The following is a 19274-nucleotide window of genomic DNA, read 5'->3' as shown; positions in this document are numbered from 1 at the left end:
GACCGCGGGTCAGCTGCGCCGCAGGAGACGTGAGGCGCCCGCTGCGACAGTTGTGGCGAGGATCCAGCCGAGCAGCACGATCCCGGCGGCCAGCCACTGCCAGGCGCCCTCCGTCCGCCAGTGCCCGTCCTGGCCGAGATTGATCACCGGAATCAGCAGATCCAGTACGTACAGGGCCGGATTCCACGCCGGATGCTCCTCGCCCTTCAGCGGCGCGGGCGCGTTCCGGGCGAAGGCGAAGGTGCCGCCCGCCCAGAGCATCGCCATCCACAGCGCGGCCCGGCCCGGCCGGTACCCGTACGCCACCGTCCAGTCCTGGACGTAGCCCCACAGCTTCGCCGCCAGCGGCAGCGTCTCGCGCCGCCTGCGCTGCTTGGCCAGCAGCACCTCGCGGGCGTCGGCGTCCTCACCGCTGTTGCGCATCACCTGCGCGAGACGTTCGTACGGCTCCGGCGAGTACTCCGGTGTCGCCGAGTCCAGCCACTCCAGGCGCCGGTTGAGCGGGAAGTGGCCGGACGGCACCACGTTCTCGTAGACGAAGCCGCCCATCGCGAGACCACCGGGGCCCGGCCAGCTCGTGGACAGGTCCATCAGCGTCGTGATCTTGGCGCCGTTCAGCACGACCCGGCCCTCCAGCGGGCGCTCGCACTGGAAGCGCAGCTCCGTCGCGGTGATCCGGCGCAGCGACAACTCCTCGACGGCCGCCATCAGGAAGCGCGCCTGGTGGAAGTCGACCGTGTCGCCGACCCGCCCGTCGTCGAGGCGGACCCCGCCGTAGCACTCGAAGCGCCGGATCTCGGTGCCCGGCGGCAGCGCCGCGGGACTGGCCGTGGTGCCGGTGTAGACCGTGCCGTACGGCGGTGTGGAGTTGGCGTTGCCCGTCGCGATGCTCACCACGGCGCCCGTCATGTAGAGCGAGCGCTCCACGGTCAGCTGCGGCGCGTTGAGCGCGCGGCGCTGTCCCGCCGCGCGCAGCCGGCTGCCGCGCAGCATCAGCGAGCCCCCGACTGTTGAACCGCGCAGACTGAACTCGCCGTGCGTCTCGATCTGTTCGGCCTGGAGATCCTGTCCCACCGACATCCCGTCGGCGGCGATCGACCGGCAGTTGCTGTCCGGCCGGACGGATATCTGGCTGATCAGCAGGTCCGTGCCGATCTGCGCGTCGGTCAGCCGGATACCGCGCGCGACCTGGCAGCGCGGCAGATGCAGATCGCCCTCGGTGCGCAGCCGGGCGGCCTCCAGGCGGGGAATCACGCAGCCCACCAGCCGCAGGGTGGTGAAGTGGCACTCGGGCAGCACCACTTCCCGCTCGAAGCGGCAGAAGGTCAGCTCCACATACGGCTCGACATTGCCGCCCGCGAGATCCAGCGACCCGCTGATGTACGCCCCGCGCAGCTTGAGGGCGGCGACCCGGCCGGGTCGCGCCGACGGGCCGCTGAGCAGCAGCAGGGCGACCACCCGGGCGCGCACGCTGCGGTGCTCGCCCCAGGGGCCGGCCGCCGCCGGGTCGTTGAGCAGTGGACTCGGCACGCTCAGGTCATAGGTGCTGCCGTTCCGGAATGCCTGCCACATGCCGAGTTCAGTGGCAGAGAGCCAGTCCGGAGCTTCGTCGTCCTGCGGCTCGGACACTGCCGCGCCTCGCTTCCCCGTGTGCCGTTCCCCGTGTGTGGTGCCTGTCGTCGTGCGGTCGTGCGGTCGTGCGTTGTGCGCTTGGGTGTCGTGCGGTCGTGCTTCGTACGTTCGTGGGTGGTGCGTTCGTGCGTCGTGCCGGTCGCTGTGCGTCATCAAGATCGCGGTTGGTGCCTGTGCGTGTCTGCCGCCGTGTGACTCCCGTGCAGCCGTCGCCGGAGGTGACTGCTGTTATGGGGTCGTACGAATGTTCTTCCCTCTGAGTGACCGAATGAACGCCGATCGTCAACCTTAGTAGCCGTGAGTGACATTCAGGGCTCATATCAGCCAGTGATACGGGCGACCGGCGGCGATATCCGGTCTGCGAGAATTGACCCCGTGATCTCACGAATCGATCTGCGCGGCGACGCCCTCCCCGAGGGCGGCGCTCTGCGCGGCCTCCTGCCCCGTGCCGAGTTCGACGTCGAAGCCGCCCTCGCGAAGGTGCGGCCCATCTGCGAGGACGTACGCCATCGCGGCACGGCGGCGCTGATCGAGTACGCGCGGAAGTTCGACGGCGTCGAGCAGGAACGCGTACGGGTCCCCGCCGAAGCCCTCGCGCGCGCCCTGGCGGAGCTGGAGCCCGCCCTGCGGGCCGGGCTGGAGGAGTCGGTCCGCCGGGCCCGTATCGTGCACCGCGCCCAGCGACGCTCCGAGCACACCACGCAGGTCGTGCCGGGCGGCACGGTGACCGAGAAGTGGGTGCCGGTCGGCCGCGTGGGGCTGTACGCGCCCGGCGGACGCGCCGTCTACCCGTCGTCCGTGATCATGAACGTGGTCCCGGCGCAGGAAGCGGGCGTCGGCTCGATCGCGCTCGCCTCGCCTCCCCAGAAGGAGTTCGACGGTCTGCCGCACCCGACGATCCTCGCGGCCTGCGCGCTGCTGGGCGTCGACGAGGTGTACGCGGTCGGCGGCGCCCAGGCCGTCGCGATGTTCGCGTACGGCACGACCGGCCCCGACGGCTGCCCGCCCGCCGACATGGTCACCGGCCCCGGCAACATCTGGGTCACCGCCGCCAAGCGCTACTTCGCCGGCCGCGTCGGTATCGACACCGAGGCCGGTCCGACGGAAATCGCCATCCTCGCCGACGCCACCGCCGACCCGGCGCACGTCGCCGCCGACCTGATCAGCCAGGCCGAGCACGACCCGCTCGCCGCCGCCGTCCTGGTCACCGACTCCGTCGAACTCGCCGACGCAGTCGAGAAGGAACTGGTGCCGCAGACCGCCGCCACCAAGCACGTCGAGGAGCGCATCGCGCCCGCCCTCGCGGGCAAACAGTCCGCGATCGTGCTGGTCGACGGGGTCGAGGAGGGCCTGCGGGTCGTCGACGCGTACGGCGCCGAGCACCTGGAGGTGCAGACCGCCGACGCCGCGGCCGTCGCCGCCCGGGTCCGCAACGCGGGCGCGATCTTCGTGGGGCCGTACGCCCCGGTCTCGCTCGGTGACTACTGCGCCGGCTCCAACCACGTCCTGCCGACCGGCGGTTGCGCCTGTCACTCCTCCGGACTCTCCGTCCAGTCCTTCCTGCGCGGCATCCACATCGTCGACTACACGCGCGACGCGCTCGCCGATGTCGCCCACCACGTCGTGACGCTCGCCGAGGCCGAGGACCTGCCCGCGCACGGCGCCGCCGTCAAGGCGCGTTTCGGCTGGAAAGTGCCGTCCGCGGGGGAGGTGTCCGGCGCGTGACCGGCATCGACGATCTGCCCGTACGGGACGAACTGCGCGGCAAGTCCCCTTACGGGGCGCCCCAGTTGGACGTCCCCGTCCACCTCAACACCAATGAGAACCCGTATCCGCTCCCCGAACCCCTGGTCGAGCGGATCACCGAGCGGGTCCGCGAGGCCGCGCGCGGCCTCAACCGCTACCCCGACCGGGACGCGGTCGAACTCCGCACGGAGCTGGCCGCCTACCTCCGCCGCACCGCGGGCGATCTCCCGCTGACCGCCGCGAACGTCTGGGCGGCCAACGGCTCCAACGAGGTCATCCAGCAACTTCTCCAGACCTTCGGCGGCCCCGGCCGTACCGCGATCGGCTTCGAGCCCTCGTACTCGATGCACCACCTCATCGCGCGCGGCACCAGCACCGGCTGGCTCTCCGGCCCCCGTAACGAGGACTTCACCATCGACGTGGCCGCCGCCGAGCGGGCCGTCACCGAGCACCGTCCCGACGTCGTGTTCATCACCACCCCCAACAACCCCACCGGCAGCGCCGTCGACGCCGCGACCGTCGCGCGGCTGTACGACGCCGCGCAGGCCGCCAGGCCCTCGCTGGTCGTCGTCGACGAGGCCTACGTCGAGTTCAGCCACCACCCCACGCTGCTGCCGCTGCTCGCCGGCCGGCCCAACCTCGTCGTGTCCCGCACGATGTCCAAGGCCTTCGGCGCCGCCGGACTGCGGCTCGGCTATCTCGCCGCCGACCCCGCCGTGGTCGACGCGGTGCAGCTGGTACGCCTGCCGTACCACCTCTCCGCCGTCACCCAGGCCACCGCGCTCGCCGCGCTGGAGCACACCGATACGCTGCTCGGATATGTCGAACAGCTCAAGACCGAGCGGGACCGCCTGGTCACCGAATTGCGGGCGATGGGCTTCGAGGTCACCGAGTCGGACGCCAACTTCGTCCAGTTCGGCCGCTTCGACGACGCGCACCGGGCCTGGCGGACGATCCTCGACCAGGGCGTACTCGTACGCGACAACGGCGTCCCCGGCCGGCTGAGGGTCACGGCGGGCACCCCCTCCGAGAACGACGCGTTCCTCGACGCGGTACGTACATTGACGAAGGAGCAGAGCGCATGAGCCGTATCGGCCGCGTGGAACGGACGACCAAGGAGACCTCGGTCGTCGTCGAGCTTGACCTCGACGGCACGGGCAAGGTCGAGGTGTCGACAGGCGTCGGCTTCTACGACCACATGCTCGACCAGCTCGGCAGGCACGGTCTCTTCGACCTGACGGTCAAGACCGAGGGCGATCTGCACATCGACTCGCACCACACCATCGAGGACACCGCCCTCGCGCTGGGCGCCGCCTTCAAGCAGGCGCTCGGCGACAAGGTCGGCATCTACCGGTTCGGCAACTGCACCGTCCCGCTGGACGAATCGCTCGCCCAGGTCACCGTCGACCTCTCCGGCCGTCCGTATCTGGTGCACACCGAGCCCGAGAACATGGCGCCGATGATCGGCGGTTACGACACGACGATGACCCGGCACATCCTGGAGTCGTTCGTCGCCCAGGCACAGATCGCGCTGCACGTGCACGTCCCGTACGGGCGCAACGCGCACCACATCGTCGAGTGCCAGTTCAAGGCCCTCGCCCGCGCGCTGCGCTACGCGAGCGAACGCGACCCGCGCGCCGTCGGCATCCTCCCGTCCACGAAGGGCGCGCTCTAGGGCCTCTCTTTCGGACCTTGCCGGGCTCGCGAGCCCCGGCACGCACACTCTCCCCCGTAGCCCGAGGGGGGCACAGGAGGTGCCAACGCTCCGCGTTGTCTCCCTCCTCCGCCTTGCGACCGCACGCACCAGACCCCGCTCACTTGTCCGGCCTGATCCAAAAGAGAGGCCCTAACCCCATGACCGGTCTCAACACCATCCTCATCGTCCTCGGCCTGTTCCTGGCCGGCGGCGTCTACTCCTTCGCGAAGCAGAAGCAGCCCACGGGCGTCATCGTGCTGCTCGCCATATGCTCCGCCCTCTGCCTCGTCGCCGGCATCCTCCGTATCCAGGGACTGTGGGAATGACCAAGAACGTCGTCGTCCTCGACTACGGCTTCGGCAACGTGCGTTCGGCCGAGCGCGCCGTCGCCCGTGCCGGGGCCGAGGTCGAGATCACCCGTGACTTCGACAAGGCCATGAACGCCGACGGGCTGATCGTGCCCGGCGTCGGCGCCTTCTCCGCCTGCATGGAAGGGCTCCGCGCGGCGCGCGGCGACTGGATCGTCGGACGCCGGCTCGCCGGCGGACGCCCCGTCCTGGGCATCTGCGTCGGCATGCAGATCCTCTTCGAGCGCGGCATCGAGCACGGCGTGGAGACCGAGGGGCTCGACGAGTGGCCGGGCACCGTCGGACCGCTCACCGCGCCGACCGTGCCCCACATGGGCTGGAACACCGTCGAGGCACCCGCGGACAGCCTGCTCTTCGCGGGTCTCGACGCCGGGGAGCGCTACTACTTCGTGCACTCGTACGCCGTCCACGACTGGTCCCTCGAAGTCACCAACCCCAAGATCCGCGCCCCGAAGGTCACCTGGTCCCGGCACGGCGAGCCGTTCGTGGCCGCCGTGGAGAACGGTGCACTGTGGGCCACGCAGTTCCACCCCGAGAAGTCCGGCGACGCCGGAGCCCAGCTGCTGTCCAACTGGATCGGAACCTTCTGATGTCCGGCACACCCCCCGCCGCCTCCGTGACGAGGCTCGAACTCCTCCCCGCCGTCGACGTGCGCGACGGCCAGGCCGTGCGGCTCGTCCACGGCGAGTCCGGCTCCGAGACCTCCTACGGCTCACCGCTGGAAGCCGCGCTCGCCTGGCAGCGCGCGGGCGCCGAGTGGCTGCATCTCGTGGACCTCGACGCGGCGTTCGGCACCGGCGACAACCGGGACCTCGTCGCCGGGATCACCGACGCCATGGACATCAAGGTCGAGCTGTCCGGCGGCATCCGCGACGACGCCTCCCTCGCCGCCGCCCTCGCCACCGGCTGCACGCGCGTCAACCTCGGTACGGCGGCGCTGGAGACGCCCGAGTGGGCGGCCAAGGCCATCGCCGAGCACGGCGACAAGATCGCGATCGGTCTCGACGTACGCGGCACGACACTGCGCGGGCGCGGCTGGACCAGCGAGGGCGGCGACCTCTGGGAGACGCTGGCGCGTCTCGACGCGGAGGGCTGCGCGCGATACGTCGTCACCGACATCGCCAAGGACGGCACACTCCAGGGGCCCAACCTGGACCTCCTGAAGAACGTGTGCGCGGCCACCGACCGGCCCGTCGTCGCCTCCGGCGGCGTGTCCTCGCTCGCCGACCTGCGCGCGATCGCCTCCCTGGTGCCCGCGGGCGTCGAGGGCGCGATCATCGGAAAAGCCCTGTACGCGAAGGCGTTCACCCTGGAAGAGGCGCTCGTGGAGGTGGCCCGATGAGCGACGCTCCCAAGAAGGCCGACGCGCCGGACGGCGTACGCCGCGTCTCATCCGGCGGCCCCTGGGAGGACGCCTACGGCTACTCCCGCGCCGTGCGGCTGCCCGGCGGTCTCGTGCTCGTCTCCGGCTGTACGTCGGTCGTCGACGGGCGGATCGCCGAGGGCGGCCCGTACGAGCAGGCCGTCACCGCGTTCGGCGTCGGCATCGAGGCACTGGGCGAACTGGGCCTCGGCGCCGAGGACGTCGTACGCACCCGGATGTATGTGACGCACGCCGGCGACGCGGACGACGTCGGCCGCGCCCACAAGGAGCTGTTCGGCGCCGTACGGCCCGCCGCCTCGATGGTCGTCGTCGCCGGTCTCATCGATCCGAGCCTGGTGGTCGAGGTCGAGCTGGAGGCGTTCCGCGCGCCCACCGGAGCCCCGGGAGGCCCGGCATGAGCCTCGCCGTACGAGTGATCCCCTGCCTGGACGTGGACAACGGCCGGGTCGTCAAGGGCGTCAACTTCCAGAATCTGCGCGACGCCGGTGACCCCGTCGAGATGGCCAGGCTGTACGACGCCGAAGGCGCCGACGAGTTGACCTTCCTCGACATCACCGCCTCGTCGGGCGACCGCGAGACGACGTACGACGTGGTGCGCCGCACCGCCGAGCAGGTCTTCATCCCGCTCACGGTCGGCGGCGGCGTCCGTACCCCGGAGGACGTCGACAAGCTGCTGCGGGCGGGCGCCGACAAGGTCGGCGTCAACACCGCCGCCATCGAACGCCCGGCCCTCATCCGGGAGATCGCCGAACGCTTCGGCCGCCAGGTGCTCGTCCTGTCCGTCGACGCGCGGCGTACGCCGGAGGGCACCTTCGAGGTCACCACGCACGGCGGGCGCCGGGGCACCGGCATCGACGCCGTGGAGTGGGCGCACCGCGCGGCCGAACTCGGCGCCGGGGAGATCCTGCTCAACTCGATGGACGCGGACGGCACCAAGGACGGCTACGACACGGAGATGATCGCGGCCGTACGCGCACACGTCACCGTCCCGGTCATCGCCTCGGGCGGGGCCGGCAGCCTCGCGCACTTCCCGCCGGCCGTCGACGCGGGCGCGGACGCCGTACTCGCCGCCTCCGTCTTCCACTTCGGCGATCTGCGGATCTCGCAGGTCAAGAAGGCGCTGCGGGAGGCCGGCCACCCGGTGCGCTGAGCCTTCGCGCGTAGCTGGACACCGCCCCGGAACGGTCCGTTCCGGGGCGGTTCGCGTGCCAACACCGGTGAACTCGCCGATGCGCGACGGAGGTTGGCGGCGGGAACATGACTTCCGTCAGCCAGTACGGCGGTCGCCGGCCGGCGGGAGCAGTGGCCCAGGACGACGGGCCCGGTCCCCGCCCGGGGCGTACCGCCTCCATCGAGAGGACCCCCCTCGTGCAGCAACTCTCCACCGGCGACAGCTCCGCGGGCCGCAGCCGCGCGCACTCCCGTCCACGCTTCTGGAGCGTCGCCCTGACCGCCGGCGCCGCGACCGCCGCCCTGTTCGGCGGGCTCGTCCCCGGAGCCCAGGCAGCCGCCCCCGAGACCGCCGCCGCCAACCCCTACGAGCGCGGCCCCGACCCGACCAACTCCAGCGTCGAGGCGGCACGCGGCTCGTACGCCGTCTCGCAGACCAGTGTCTCCTCGCTGAGCGTCAGCGGCTTCGGCGGCGGCACGATCTACTACCCGACGTCCACGGCGGACGGCACCTTCGGCGCCGTGGCGATCTCCCCGGGCTTCACCGCCACCCAGTCCAGCATCTCGTGGCTCGGTCCCAGACTCGCCTCGCAGGGCTTCGTCGTCTTCACCATCGACACGAACACCACCCTCGACCAGCCCGACAGCCGGGGCCGCCAACTCCTCGCCGCGCTCGATTACCTGACACAGCGCAGCACCGTCCGCACCCGGATCGACGCATCGCGGCTCGGTGTCATGGGCCACTCGATGGGCGGCGGCGGCAGCCTGGAGGCCGCCAAGAGCCGTACCTCGCTGAAGGCGGCGATCCCGCTGACCGGCTGGAACACCGACAAGTCCTGGCCCGAACTGCGCACGCCCACCCTGGTCGTCGGGGCCGACGGCGACACCGTCGCGCCCGTCGCCACGCACTCGGAGCCGTTCTACGAGTCACTGCCCGGGTCGCTCGACAAGGCGTACCTGGAACTCAACGGCGCCAGTCACTTCACACCCAACTCGTCCAACACCACGATCGGCAAGTACAGCCTGTCGTGGCTGAAGCGGTTCATCGACGACGACACCCGCTACGAGCAGTTCCTGTGCCCGCTGCCCCGGCCGAGCCTCACCATCGAGGAGTACCGGGGGAGCTGCCCGCTCGGCTGACGCCGCCGCCGGCCTGTGATCACGGCCCCCGCACTGTGCCCGCGCACAGTGCGGGGGCCCGCCCGCTGGGTCGCCGCCCAGCACCGGCCGACCCGCGCGGCGGCCGTCGACGTGAGCCTTCCGGGCTTGTTTACGCGGCAGTAACGTGCCGGACGTGACCCCATCGACGACCGTTCGCAGTCCGCTCCGGCTGTACGGCCGCAGCGGTGAACTCGCCCTCCTGGAAAAGCTGCTGACCCGGCTGCGGGCCGGCCGCGGCGGCGCCCTCGTGCTGACCGGGGCGCCGGGACTCGGCCGCACCGCGCTCCTGCGCCACGCCATGGACGGCGTGGGCGCGGACGCCGTCCTGCTGCACACGAGCGCCGCACCCGCCGAACGCCTGCTGCCCCACAGCGGGTTGCACACCCTCCTGTCCTCGGCTCCGTGCCCCGCGCCACCGCCCGCCGACCCCGCCGGGCTGCCCGCACTCCTGGCGACCGTCGGCGCCCCGCGCCCCCTGCTGCTCTGCGTGGACGACGCGCACGCCTGGGACGCCGCGTCCAGAGCCGCGCTCGTCCTCGCGATCCGCCGTCCGGCCCCCGGCCGCGCCGTCGCGGTACTGCTCACGGCCGCCGAACAGCACGACGGCGGACGGGACTTCACTGCGCTGCCCGCGCTCCGCCTCGGCCCCCTCGACCGGTCCGCGTGCCACGAACTGCTCGACCGGCTGACCGGCGGCCGGGCCGATCCCGGCGTACGGGAGGAACTCCTGCGCGAGGCCGCGGGCAACCCCCGGCTGCTCACCGCGCTCGCGGCCCGGCTGACCGAGGACCAACTGGCGGGCCGGAGCGGGCTGCCGCAGCCACTGAGCGGCGGTGAGAGCCTGCTCGACGCCTACGCCGCACACGTCGGCGCCCTGCCCGACGACACCCGGCTCCTGCTGCTGTTCGCGGCGGCGGCCGAGGAGCACGAACCCGAGGGCGCCGGCGCCGACGCGACCGTGCTGCTGCGGGCCGCACGGCTCGCCGGGATCGGCCCCGGCCGGCTGAGACCGGCCGAGGCACTGGGCGCGGTACGGGTCGACGGCGACCGTGTCCACTTCACCCAACCACTGCTGCGCCGGGCCCTGTTGCGGCGCGCCCCGCTCGCCCGCCGTCGCGCCGCGCACCGCCTGCTCGCCTCGGTGCTCGACGGACCGCACCGGACGCTGCCGCGCCTGCTCCAGCGCGCCTGCGCGGCCACCGGGCACGACCCCGTCCTCGCCGACGCCCTGGCACGCGCGGCCTGTCCGCCCCGCCCGCACGCCGACCGCGCAGCCGCCCTCACCAGGGCCGCCGCCCTGTCCACCGACGAGGCCCTGCGCGGCGAGCGGTTCGCCGCCGCCGCCGAGCACACCTGGCTCGCCGGTGACCCGGGAGGCGCCCGCGCGCTGCTGACCCGGGTACGCGCCGACCCCGCGCCCGGCCGCGCCCACTACGTACGCGGGCTGATCGCGCTGCGCGACGGGCCGGTCGCCGACGCCGGGGAAGCACTGCTCACCGCCGCCGGGCTGCTCGCGCCGCACGACCGGGCGCGCGCCACCGGCGCCCTGCTCGGGGCGGCGGAGGCCGCCTGGCTCACCGGCGACGTGCCCGGCTATCTGCGCGCCATGGACCGGGTCGCCGGCGGCGGCACCGATCCGGCGCTCGACCGCTTCCGCGCGGGCATGTGCGCCGTACTCGGCGGACGTACGGACGAGGGGCACGCCCTGCTGCGCGGCTGCTCCGACGCGGACGGGCGCACCGGTGACCCCGCGGCCCTGCTGCGGTCGGGCATCGCCGCCCTCGTCGTCGGCGACGTCGACGCCGCCTGCCGGGCCGGGGTGCGGGCGCTGGCCGCCGTACGCGCCCACGGCCCCGAGGCGCTGCTGCCGCAGGCCCTGGAACACCTGGCGTACGGGGAACTGCGGGCCGGCCGCCACGCGCCCGCCCGGGTCCACGCGTACGAGGGGCTGCGCGCCGCCGACCGGCTGGGGCAGCGCAACGCCGCCGCCGCGCTGCACGCCGTACTCGCCATGGCGGCCTCCGTGGAAGGCGACGCCCGCGCCTGCGCGGACCACGCGGCGCGGGCGGCGTCCGACGCCGGGCCGCACGGTCTCGCGCAGGCCGCCACGCTCGCCACCTGGGCGGTGGCACGCGCGGATCTGGCGGCCGGCCGGCACACCCGGGCCGCCGCCCGGCTCGCGCCGCTCGTCCTCCCGGGCCCCCGGCAGGGGCACTTCGCGGTCCGGATGCTCGCCGCGCCGTGCTTCGTGGAGGCCGCCGTCCTGGCGGGCCGGGGCGAGGAGGCGCGGGTGGCGGTCGAGGAGTTCACCGGGTGGACGGCCTGGACCGCCGACCCCCAGGCTCCGGCCCAACTGGCGCGCTGCCAGGCGCTGCTGGCCCCGCCGGGGGAGGCCGCCGCCCGCTACGAGGAGGCGCGTGCGCACCACGCGCGGTCGGGCGGCGACTTCGAACGCGCCCGTACAGAACTGCTGTACGGCCAGTGGCTGCGGCGGCGGCGCAGGACCCGCGAGGCCCGCGACCCGCTGCGGGACGCGCTCGTCGCGTTCGAGCGGTGCGGCGCCCGGAGCTGGGCCGAGCGCGCGGGAGGAGAGCTGAGGGCGGCGGGGGAGTCGGCCGCGGCGCCGGGACCGGCGGACCCGCTGACCGCTCAACAGCGCCGCGTCGCACGGTGCGTGGCGGAAGGCGCGACCAACCGGGAGGTGGCGGTGCGGCTCTCGGTGAGCCCGCGCACGGTCGACCACCATCTGCGCAACGTCTTCGCCGTACTGGGGGTGCGATCACGGACGGAACTGGCGCGTTTGCTGGACCGTGATGAGGAGAATCCGGCGAACCCCTAGGTACCGACTGGCCGGTATGTCATTCTGCGGGCGTCAGGAAGATCCGGCACGGGGCGGGCCGCACCCCCCCGCGCCGGAGCGAACCGACTCCCGGTGGAGGCCGCCATGACGTATGTCATCCGTTCGCGGGTCCGGGCGCGTCACGCGTCTCCCGTCATGTCCGCGGTCACCTCTCCGGCCGTGCACCACGGGGCGTCCGGGGCCGCGCACCGGCGGCCCCGTTCAGCGGCGGACGCCGAGGCCGTCGCCGTGCTGCACCGCGCCGCGCAGGCGCTCATGGACGACATCGCCGGGCTGACACACCGTCTGGTCACCGCGCTGCGCGACAAGGAGCCCGCCTACCGGGAGGCGATCGAGGCCGACGCCGCCGAGATCTGGCACGAGGTGAACCGCTCGCTGCGGCTGAGCGTGGGCTCCCTGCTCAGGCCCCGGGAGTCGCGCGAGGCCGCCTGCCGCCTGTCGTGGCGGATCGGCGAGTGCCGGGCCGAACAGGGCCTGCCGCTGGACGCGTTGCTGCACGCCTTCCGGCTCGGCGGTGCGATGGTCTGGCAGGGCCTGGTGGACGAGACCACCCGGCGCCGTCCCGAGGACATCCGGCTGCTCGTGCACGTCGCCGCCGACGTCTGGAGCTTCGTGGACGAACACTGCGGCCTCGTCGCCGACGCGTACCGGGCCACGGAGCGCCGGCTCGCCTGGCGCCGCCGCAACCACCAGCGGCTGACGGTCGCCGCCCTGCTCGACGGCACGGCGCGCATCGCCGACATCCCCGACGCCGCGACGATGCTGGGACTGCCCGAGGAAGGCCGGTACGTCGTCGTGGCGGCGATTGCCGCGGGTGCCGGGGGCGGGGCGGACGTGGTGGGTGTGCCGCCGGGGACACGCGCGCTGCGGCAGGTCGTCCAGGGCGTCGAGCACGTGGTCGTCCTGCTGGCGAACGAGTACGCGGACGAGGGCGCCCGCGGCACCGACCGTGAACTCACGGCGCTCGCCTCCGAGTTGACCGCGCCCGCCGGCGCACGCGTCGGGATCGGCTCCGCCGTGACCGGGCTCGCCGCCCTCGGCGAGGCGCGCGGGCTCGCCGAGACCGCGCTGCGCGCCTGCCCTCGCGAGGGCGGCGTCGTCCTGCTGGACGAGCATCTGCCGGCCGCGCTGGTCGTCTCCTCCACCCGGCTGGGCGCGGCCCTCGCCGGGCGGGTGCTCGGTCCGCTGGACGGGCTCGCCCCGGCCGACCGCGACCTGCTGGTGGACACGGTCAGGACCTGGCTGGAGGCGGACGGTTCGGCGCAGCGCGCCGGAACCCGGCTCTACTGCCACCGCAACACCGTCCTCAACCGGCTGCGCCGTTTCGAGCAGTTGACCGGCCGCTCGCTGGCGCGGCCCGCCGACGTGGTCGAGATCTCCCTCGCGCTCGCGGCCGGGCGGCTGCTCGACATCTGACCGCCCCGGGCTCCGGCCCCGGCTCCGGCCCCGGCCCCGCGCCCGCCCGCCGGAATCCGCAGGATTATTTGCGCAACAAATATTGCGCAACTTTCCTTTTGTATCTACGGTGGGGGTATGGCAGCCAAGGAACCTCGCAGAGTCGACGACCTGGACACCCTGAAGGCGTTCGGTCACCCGTTGCGGATGAAGCTCTACCGCGCGCTCTTCGTCTCCCGTACGGCCACCGCCTCCCAGCTCGCCGAGCAGGTGGACGAGGCCGTCTCGCTCGTCAGCTACCACCTGCGCAAGCTCGCCGACCACGGGCTGATCGAAGAGGCGCCCCAGCGCGGCCAGGACGGCCGGGAGCGCTGGTGGCGGACCGCGTCCGAAGGGCTCACCTTCCGGGACGAGGACTTCCGCGACGCGCCCGAGAAGGCTGCCACGCACGCCGCCATCGGCCGGATGTCGTTCGAACAGCGCGCGGAGATGTACCGCGCCCATCTGGACAGTCAGTCGGCCTGGGCGCCGGAGTGGCGCACGGCGGCGTTCAGCAGCGAGTTCCTCGGGCCGTTCACGCCAGAGGAACTGGTCGCGCTCAGCAAGGAGATGCACGAACTGATCAAACGGCACACCGACGCCGCGCGGGCCGAACAGGACGCCGGAGACACCGAGGGGCGCGAGAACGTCGCGCTGCACATCTACGGCTTCCCGTTCCGTCACTAGGGCGGGTTCGGAAAGCAGCGTCGTCCGCCTGCCGGGCGGGCCCCCGCCTCGCGGTGCGCGCCGCACCGACGTGCCAGTCCCACTCACGGAAGGAGCCCACGCCATGCACACCGACGTACACCTCCAGCTGCACGCCCTGCGCGCCGCCGAACTCCGTACGGAGGCGGCCGAGTTCCGGCTGTCCCGGGGCGCGGCCCCGGCCCCCGGCGGGCTGCGCCGCCGGCTGGGCTGGTTCCTGGTCGAGGTGGGTCTGCACCTCGTACGGCACCGGCCCGTGCACGTCGCGCGGATCGCCTGACGGAAGGAGCACGTGCGCATGAGCGAGACGGTCGTACCGCGGGAGACCGTGTCCGCACCCGAGCGGCCCGCCCACCGCGACACCAACGTCCTGCGCTGGCTCGCCGCCTTCACCCTCTCGATGGTCGGCGACAGCGTGTACTACATGGCGCTGGCCTGGGCCGCCGCCCGCTCCGGCAGCCCCACCCAGACCGGCCTCGTGCTCGCCGTCGGCGCCGTCCCACGGGCCCTGTTGATGCTCGGCGGGGGAGTCCTCGCCGACCGATGGGGCCCGCGCCGCGTGGTCATCGGCAGCGACGCCGCGCGCTGCGTGGTGATCCTCGCCGTCGCCGCCGTCCTGGCCCTCACCGCGCCCGGCCTGCCGCTGCTGATAGCCGTGGCCCTGGTTTTCGGCGTCGTGGACGCCCTGTTCCTGCCCGCCGTCGGCGCCCTGCCGCCACGGATCACCGCCCCCGGGCAGCTCGCCCGGGTCCAGGGGCTGCGCGGTCTCGCGGCGCGCGTGGCCAATGTGACCGGGGCGCCGCTCGGCGGGCTGCTGGTCGCATTCGGCGGCTCGGCGGCGGCGTTCGCCGTCGCGGGCGCGCTCTTCGCCGTGTCGCTGGTGCTGCTCGTCTCCGTAAGGATCGCGCCGCTGCCCGGCGGCGACACCGCCTCCGCCTCCGCCTCCGCCTCCGCCTCCGCCTCCGCCTCCGCCTCCGCCTCCGCCTCCGCTTCTGCTTCCGCTTCCGAGAGCGCCTCCGTGGAAGGCGGCGCGAGAACCGGCGTCCGCCACGAACTCACCGACGGCCTGCGCCACATCCGCCGCCACCGCGTCCTCGGACCGCTGATGCTCGTCATCGCCCTCAGCGAGCTGGGCTTCGTCGGCCCGCTCAACATCGGGCTCGTCCTGCTCGCCCAGGACCGGGGCTGGGGCGCCGGCGGCATGGGCTGGATCGTCGCCGCCTTCGGCGCTGGCGCCGGCGCCGCCTCCCTGCTGCTGGCGGTACGCGGACACCTCCCGCGCGCGGGCCTCGTCCTGTGCCTGTCCGTCGTCGCCGGCGCCCTCGCGATCGGCGCCCTCGCCTTCGTACCGACCGTCGCCCTCGCCGCCGTGACGGGCCTCTTCGTCGGGCTGCTCGCCGGGCTCGGCGGGGGACTGTGCGGGGCGCTCACCCAGACGGTCACCGAGCCCGCGTACCTCGGGCGGGTGACATCCGTGGCCACCCTCTTCACCCTCGGTGTCGCACCGCTGAGCTACCCGGTGACCGGCGCCGCCGTCGGCCTCTGGGGCACCGGTCCGGTCTTCACCGTCAGCGCCGCCGTCTGTGCGGCGGGCGGCGCGCTGGGCCTGGCCTTCGCCGGTCTGCGCCGCGCCGAACTGCCCGGCGGCCGGACCGGCTGACCGAACGGGGCGGCCCTACATCCCGAGCTTCGCCCGCTGGACCTTGTCGACGGCCTCCTTCTCGCCTTCCACTTCCACCCGCGCCGCGTCCTGCCGCCCGAAGACGTAGAGCAGCAGCTCGCCCGGCTCGCCGGTCACCGTCACCACGGGGGAGCCCCGGTGCGCCACCGCCGTCTGCCCGTCCGGACGCCGCAGCACCAGACCGACCGGCGACCTGCGGCCCATCATCCGGGCGCCCTTCTCCAGCCGCGCCCACAGGGCGTTCGAGAAGACCTTGTCCAGTTCGCGGGGCGACCAGTCGGGCTGGGCCCGCCGTACGTCCTCGGCGTGGACGTAGAACTCGACGGTGTTCGCCGCCTCGTCGAGCTGTTTGATCCCGAAGGGCGACATTCGCGGCGGGCCCGTACGGATGAGCTGGATCAGCTCCTCGTACGGCTTCGCCACATACTCGCCCCGCACCCGCTCCAGCCGGTTCCTGAGCGGGCCGATGACCTGCCCGCCCGCCGCGTCCGGGCGGCGCTCGCGCACCACCACGTGCGCCGCCAGATCGCGGGCGGTCCAGCCGTCGCACAACGTCGGGGCATCGGGTCCCGCCGACTCCAACAGGTCGGCGAGCAGAAGTCGTTCACGCTTCGCATGGGTCGACATACCTGCCAGCGTACGACTGCCGCGCGCCGTCCGCCCAGTGGACGCCCGCCGCCCGTGCCGCCCCGGGCGCGGCACAATGGGCCCATGACCAGCGCGACCGAGGGCCCAGGCCCCACCAGCGGCCTCGACCCCGCCATCGCCGCCCGCCTCAAGCGCGGGGCGGACGGGCTCGTTCCGGCCGTCGCCCAGCAGTACGACACCGGCGAGGTGCTGATGCTCGGCTGGATGGACGACGAGGCCCTGCACCGCACCCTCACCACCGGACGTGCCACCTATTGGTCCCGCAGCCGCCGTGAGTACTGGGTCAAGGGCGACACCTCCGGCCATGTCCAGCACGTCAGGTCCGTCGCGCTCGACTGCGACGCCGACACGGTCCTCGTCAAGGTCGACCAGGTGGGCGCCGCCTGCCACACCGGCGACCGGACCTGCTTCGACGCCGATGTGATCCTGCCGAAGACACCCTCCCCGGGGCCCGCCGCCGACTAGGCTCAACTGCCATGGATCTCGACACCTTCCGCAAACTGGCGGTCGACCGCCGTGTCATCCCGGTCGCCCGCAGACTCCTCGCGGACGGCGACACCCCGGTCGGCCTCTACCGCAAGCTCGCCGCCGAACGCACGGGCACCTTCCTCCTGGAATCCGCCGAGAACGGCCGCTCCTGGTCGCGTTACTCCTTCATCGGCGTACGGTCCGCGGCCACCCTCACCGAGCGCGACGGGCACACCCACTGGCTCGGCACCCCACCCGTCGGCGTCCCCCTCGACGGGGATCCGCTCGCCGCCCTGCGCGCCACCGTCGAGACCCTGCACACGCCGCACGACCACGAGGGGGACATGCCGCCCTTCACCGGCGGCATGGTCGGCTATCTCGGCTTCGACGTCGTCCGCCGGCTGGAGAAGAAGATCGGCGACCACGCGCGCGACGATCTGGGCCTGCCCGAGCTGACGATGCTCCTCACCTCGGACCTCGCCGTCCTGGACCACCGCTCCGGCACCGTCCTGCTCATCGCCAACGCGATCAACCACAACGACCTCGACACGGGCGTCGACGAGGCGTACGCGGACGCCGTCGGCCGGCTCGACGCCATGGAGCGCGACCTGGCACGCCCCGTGGACGGCGCGCCCACCGCCCTGCCGCCGTCCGAACTGCCCCCGTACACCGCGCTGTGGGGCGGCGTCGCCTACCAGAAGGCCGTCGAGGACATCAAGGAGCGCATCAGGGCGGGCGAGGCCTTCCAGGTCGTCCCCTCGCAGCGCTTCGAGACCCCCTGCGAGGCGAGCGCGCTCGACGTCTACCGGGTGCTGCGGGCCACCAACCCGAGCCCGTACATGTACCTCTTCCGCTTCGACGGCTTCGACGTCGTCGGCTCCAGCCCCGAGGCCCTGGTGAAGGTCGAGGACGGCCACGCGATGGTCCACCCCATCGCGGGCACCCGCCCGCGCGGCGAGACCCCGCAGGACGACCAGGCGCTCGCCGACGAACTGCTCGCCGACCCCAAGGAGCGCGCCGAGCACCTGATGCTGGTCGACCTCGGCCGCAACGACCTCGGGCGCGTCTGCGAACCCGGCAGTGTCGAGGTCGTCGACTTCATGTCCGTCGAGCGCTACTCGCACGTCATGCACATCGTCTCGACCGTCACCGGCCGCGTCGCCGAAGGCCGTACCGCCTTCGACGTCCTGACCGCCTGCTTCCCCGCCGGCACGCTCTCCGGCGCCCCGAAGCCGCGCGCCCTCCAGATCATCGACGAACTGGAGCCCTCACGACGCGGTCTGTACGGAGGCTGCGTCGGCTACCTCGACTTCGCCGGCGACTCCGACACCGCCATCGCGATCCGTACGGCCCTGCTCCGCGACGGCACCGCGTACGTCCAGGCGGGCGCGGGCGTCGTCGCCGACTCCGACCCCGTCGCCGAGGACACGGAGTGCCGCAACAAGGCGGCGGCGGTGCTGCGCGCGGTGCACACCGCGAACCGGCTGGGAGCGTCCTCGGGCAGCCCGTCGGAGGCGGAGCGAGGCCGGTAGGGGATAGTGGGTCGGGTGACTGCCGTACCCATTCCCCAGCCCCGCGCCGAGACCGCGGCGGACGCCACGAGAAGGCGCGCCGGCCGAAGTCTCGGCACCGCACTCCTCCTCGGCGCCGCCGGCTCCGCCGTGGTGCTGATCGCTTCCGGCCAGACCTGGGCCGAGGGCAGCGCCGTGGTGGCGGGCGGCAGCGTGTCGCTCGACGCCGGAGGCCGTGACGTCACCGGCGTCCCGGCCGCGCTCGCCGTCGTCGGCCTCGCCGCCCTCGTCGCCGTCTTCGCCGTACGCACGGCCGGCCGGCTGCTGGTCTCCGCGCTGCTCGCCCTCAGCGGCGCGGGGGCGGCCGTCGCCGCGTTCATCGGCGCGAGCGACAGCGCGGCGCTCGACGACAAGGCCGCGCGGACGACGGGCGACACCGCCGCGACGATCGGCGCCCTCACCCACACCGCCTGGCCCTACGTGACGGCGGCCGGCGGCCTGCTGATCCTGCTCGCCGGGCTGCTGGCCCTGCGGTACGGGGCGCACTGGCCGACCATGTCGGGCCGCTACGAACGCGACGGCACCCCCCGCTCGCCCCGTGCCCGGAAGCCCGCCACGAGGCCCGCCAAATCCGCCGCGCCCGCCGTGGATCCGGACCGCCCCGAGGACATCTGGAAGGCGCTGGACCGGGGCGAGGATCCGACCCGTTAGTACGTGACGGAGGTCATGACCCCCTGGCGGGGGAACGCGGACCGGTGCGGGACAATGATTCTTGAGCGCGCGACTCACCCGGCGCTCGACCCCCCAGCG

Annotated in this window: 19 protein-coding genes; 17 read left to right on the top strand and 2 right to left on the bottom strand. The window is 73.3% G+C overall.

The annotated features are described in order from the left end of the window. Positions 1-9: 9 nt before the first annotated feature. Positions 10-1629 carry an oxidoreductase gene (locus tag ACFYNU_RS13895; RefSeq protein ID WP_356585768.1) on the bottom strand — a complete coding sequence of 540 codons (1620 nt, stop codon included), beginning with the start codon at positions 1627-1629 and terminating at the stop codon, positions 10-12. A gap of 378 nt (positions 1630-2007) precedes the next feature. Here ACFYNU_RS13895 and hisD point away from each other — a divergent pair, with 378 nt between their 5' ends. The 14 genes from hisD (at position 2008) to ACFYNU_RS13825 (ending at position 15816) form a co-directional block, all read left to right on the top strand. Continuing rightward, on the top strand, positions 2008-3357 hold the full coding sequence (gene hisD, locus ACFYNU_RS13890) for a histidinol dehydrogenase (protein WP_356585770.1): 1350 nt from the start codon (positions 2008-2010) through the stop codon (positions 3355-3357). Then, positions 3354-4463: a histidinol-phosphate transaminase gene (locus tag ACFYNU_RS13885; RefSeq protein ID WP_356585772.1), complete on the top strand. Its 1110-nt coding sequence runs from the start codon at positions 3354-3356 to the stop codon at positions 4461-4463. Before hisD ends, ACFYNU_RS13885 begins: the two co-directional genes overlap by 4 nt. Beyond that, complete coding sequence (gene hisB, locus ACFYNU_RS13880; RefSeq protein WP_356585774.1) at positions 4460-5053, top strand: imidazoleglycerol-phosphate dehydratase HisB; 594 nt, start codon at positions 4460-4462, stop codon at positions 5051-5053. The genes ACFYNU_RS13885 and hisB overlap by 4 nt, the downstream gene beginning before the upstream one ends. A 179-nt stretch (positions 5054-5232) precedes the next feature. Further along, positions 5233-5400, top strand: coding sequence for a hypothetical protein (locus tag ACFYNU_RS13875; RefSeq protein WP_356585776.1), 168 nt, complete (start codon positions 5233-5235; stop codon positions 5398-5400). Next, positions 5397-6032, top strand: a complete 636-nt coding sequence (hisH, locus tag ACFYNU_RS13870) for an imidazole glycerol phosphate synthase subunit HisH (protein WP_356585778.1) — start codon at positions 5397-5399, stop codon at positions 6030-6032. The genes ACFYNU_RS13875 and hisH overlap by 4 nt, the downstream gene beginning before the upstream one ends. 26 nt (positions 6033-6058) lie before the next feature. Continuing rightward, complete coding sequence (gene priA / locus ACFYNU_RS13865) at positions 6059-6784, top strand: bifunctional 1-(5-phosphoribosyl)-5-((5-phosphoribosylamino)methylideneamino)imidazole-4-carboxamide isomerase/phosphoribosylanthranilate isomerase PriA (protein WP_356586172.1); 726 nt, start codon at positions 6059-6061, stop codon at positions 6782-6784. Further along, positions 6781-7224 carry a RidA family protein gene (locus ACFYNU_RS13860; RefSeq protein WP_356585780.1) on the top strand — a complete coding sequence of 148 codons (444 nt, stop codon included), beginning with the start codon at positions 6781-6783 and terminating at the stop codon, positions 7222-7224. The genes priA and ACFYNU_RS13860 overlap by 4 nt, the downstream gene beginning before the upstream one ends. Then, on the top strand, positions 7221-7976 hold the full coding sequence (gene hisF, locus ACFYNU_RS13855) for an imidazole glycerol phosphate synthase subunit HisF (RefSeq protein ID WP_356585782.1): 756 nt from the start codon (positions 7221-7223) through the stop codon (positions 7974-7976). Before ACFYNU_RS13860 ends, hisF begins: the two co-directional genes overlap by 4 nt. A 107-nt stretch (positions 7977-8083) precedes the next feature. Then, the gene (locus ACFYNU_RS13850; RefSeq protein ID WP_356585784.1) at positions 8084-9136 is read left to right on the top strand and encodes an alpha/beta hydrolase; all 1053 of its coding nucleotides are present in this window, start codon (positions 8084-8086) and stop codon (positions 9134-9136) included. Positions 9137-9290: 154 nt separating this feature from the next. Continuing rightward, a complete protein-coding gene (locus ACFYNU_RS13845; RefSeq protein WP_356585786.1) occupies positions 9291-11996 on the top strand; it encodes a LuxR C-terminal-related transcriptional regulator in 2706 nt (901 codons plus the stop codon). 105 nt (positions 11997-12101) lie between these two features. After that, positions 12102-13433 (top strand): helix-turn-helix domain-containing protein, encoded by a 1332-nt coding sequence (locus tag ACFYNU_RS13840; RefSeq protein ID WP_356585788.1) that lies wholly within the window; start codon positions 12102-12104, stop codon positions 13431-13433. A 117-nt stretch (positions 13434-13550) separates the two neighbouring features. Beyond that, a complete protein-coding gene (locus tag ACFYNU_RS13835) occupies positions 13551-14138 on the top strand; it encodes a helix-turn-helix domain-containing protein (RefSeq protein WP_356585790.1) in 588 nt (195 codons plus the stop codon). Positions 14139-14241: 103 nt separating this feature from the next. Beyond that, the gene (locus ACFYNU_RS13830) at positions 14242-14436 is read left to right on the top strand and encodes a hypothetical protein (protein WP_356585792.1); all 195 of its coding nucleotides are present in this window, start codon (positions 14242-14244) and stop codon (positions 14434-14436) included. Between the two features lie 18 nt (positions 14437-14454). Then, entirely contained in the window at positions 14455-15816 is a 1362-nt protein-coding gene (locus ACFYNU_RS13825) for an MFS transporter (protein ID WP_356585794.1), read from the top strand. Between the two features lie 15 nt (positions 15817-15831). Here ACFYNU_RS13825 and ACFYNU_RS13820 read toward each other — a convergent pair whose 3' ends face one another. Next, a complete protein-coding gene (locus ACFYNU_RS13820; RefSeq protein ID WP_356585796.1) occupies positions 15832-16464 on the bottom strand; it encodes a TIGR03085 family metal-binding protein in 633 nt (210 codons plus the stop codon). An 84-nt stretch (positions 16465-16548) separates the two neighbouring features. Between ACFYNU_RS13820 and hisI the strand changes: the two genes are divergently transcribed. The 3 genes from hisI to ACFYNU_RS13805 are packed head-to-tail and all read left to right on the top strand — an operon-like array spanning position 16549 to position 19175. Further along, complete coding sequence (gene hisI / locus ACFYNU_RS13815; protein WP_356585798.1) at positions 16549-16950, top strand: phosphoribosyl-AMP cyclohydrolase; 402 nt, start codon at positions 16549-16551, stop codon at positions 16948-16950. A gap of 11 nt (positions 16951-16961) precedes the next feature. Then, positions 16962-18485 (top strand): anthranilate synthase component I, encoded by a 1524-nt coding sequence (locus ACFYNU_RS13810; protein WP_356585800.1) that lies wholly within the window; start codon positions 16962-16964, stop codon positions 18483-18485. Between the two features lie 6 nt (positions 18486-18491). Continuing rightward, complete coding sequence (locus ACFYNU_RS13805; protein WP_356585802.1) at positions 18492-19175, top strand: TIGR02234 family membrane protein; 684 nt, start codon at positions 18492-18494, stop codon at positions 19173-19175. Positions 19176-19274: the final 99 nt, after the last annotated feature.

Source organism: Streptomyces sp. NPDC006643 (assembly GCF_042870175.1).
Lineage (GTDB): Bacteria > Actinomycetota > Actinomycetes > Streptomycetales > Streptomycetaceae > Streptomyces.
The sequence above is the reverse complement of the archived record's forward strand: the minus strand, read 5'-3'. Positions and strand labels throughout refer to the sequence as shown.

Bases quoted from the DNA above. Each gene is read 5' to 3' on its own strand.
- hisB (WP_356585774.1), top strand. From the start codon at position 4,460: ATGAGCCGTATCGGCCGCGTGGAACGGACGACCAAGGAGACCTCGGTC.
- ACFYNU_RS13875 (WP_356585776.1), top strand. From the start codon at position 5,233: ATGACCGGTCTCAACACCATCCTCATCGTCCTCGGCCTGTTCCTGGCC.
- hisH (WP_356585778.1), top strand. From the start codon at position 5,397: ATGACCAAGAACGTCGTCGTCCTCGACTACGGCTTCGGCAACGTGCGT.
- ACFYNU_RS13860 (WP_356585780.1), top strand. From the start codon at position 6,781: ATGAGCGACGCTCCCAAGAAGGCCGACGCGCCGGACGGCGTACGCCGC.
- hisF (WP_356585782.1), top strand. From the start codon at position 7,221: ATGAGCCTCGCCGTACGAGTGATCCCCTGCCTGGACGTGGACAACGGC.
- ACFYNU_RS13850 (WP_356585784.1), top strand. From the start codon at position 8,084: ATGACTTCCGTCAGCCAGTACGGCGGTCGCCGGCCGGCGGGAGCAGTG.
- ACFYNU_RS13840 (WP_356585788.1), top strand. From the start codon at position 12,102: ATGACGTATGTCATCCGTTCGCGGGTCCGGGCGCGTCACGCGTCTCCC.
- ACFYNU_RS13835 (WP_356585790.1), top strand. From the start codon at position 13,551: ATGGCAGCCAAGGAACCTCGCAGAGTCGACGACCTGGACACCCTGAAG.
- ACFYNU_RS13830 (WP_356585792.1), top strand. From the start codon at position 14,242: ATGCACACCGACGTACACCTCCAGCTGCACGCCCTGCGCGCCGCCGAA.
- ACFYNU_RS13825 (WP_356585794.1), top strand. From the start codon at position 14,455: ATGAGCGAGACGGTCGTACCGCGGGAGACCGTGTCCGCACCCGAGCGG.
- ACFYNU_RS13820 (WP_356585796.1), bottom strand. From the start codon at position 16,464: ATGTCGACCCATGCGAAGCGTGAACGACTTCTGCTCGCCGACCTGTTG.
- hisI (WP_356585798.1), top strand. From the start codon at position 16,549: ATGACCAGCGCGACCGAGGGCCCAGGCCCCACCAGCGGCCTCGACCCC.
- ACFYNU_RS13810 (WP_356585800.1), top strand. From the start codon at position 16,962: ATGGATCTCGACACCTTCCGCAAACTGGCGGTCGACCGCCGTGTCATC.